Origin of the sequence: Pseudomonas sp. 43(2021), from assembly GCF_017490805.1 — a bacterium.
In the GTDB taxonomy this organism is placed as follows: domain Bacteria; phylum Pseudomonadota; class Gammaproteobacteria; order Pseudomonadales; family Pseudomonadaceae; genus Aquipseudomonas.
The window spans coordinates 1-490 of record NZ_JAFGYJ010000355.1 but is presented as its reverse complement, the minus strand read 5'-3'; the positions used below and the strand labels follow the sequence as shown (position 1 = coordinate 490).

At 56.7% G+C, this 490-nt stretch carries 1 protein-coding gene; it reads left to right on the top strand.

The annotated features are described in order from the left end of the window. Positions 1–100: 100 nt before the first annotated feature. Positions 101–490 (top strand): response regulator transcription factor (locus J5M71_RS27610; protein ID WP_207838741.1); only part of this gene is annotated, 390 nt, incomplete at its 3' end.

Sequence of the window (490 nt, the reverse complement as noted above, 5' to 3'; positions counted from 1 at the left end):
CCTATGTACATAGTCGGAAAGTGGGTCTACTTTCAATTCAGGCGAATACGCCACCAAAGTGCAGGAATCGTCAGCGTTGGCCGAGCAAATGGAGTGGTTCGTGAACAAGCCTAATTCGGTAAAAATCCTCGTGGTCGATGATCAGCCGCTGATCGTCGAAGAACTCTGTGAGTTTCTCGAGAGCAGTGGCTACCGTTGCGTGCCGTGCGACTCGAGTCTTGAAGCCATCGAGCTGTTCCGGGCGGACCCGGACATCGGTCTGGTGCTGAGTGATTTGCACATGCCGGACATGGACGGCATCGAGTTGATCCAGGCGTTGCAGCGGCTGGCCGGCAAGCAGCGGGTGTTCGAGGCGATCATGCTCACCGGGCGCGCTGACAAGCAGGATGTGATCAAGGCGTTGCGCGCGGGGATTGCCGATTACTATCAGAAGCCGATTGATCTGGCTGAGTTGCTCGAGGGTGTGCAGCGTCAGGAACTGGCTTTGCAG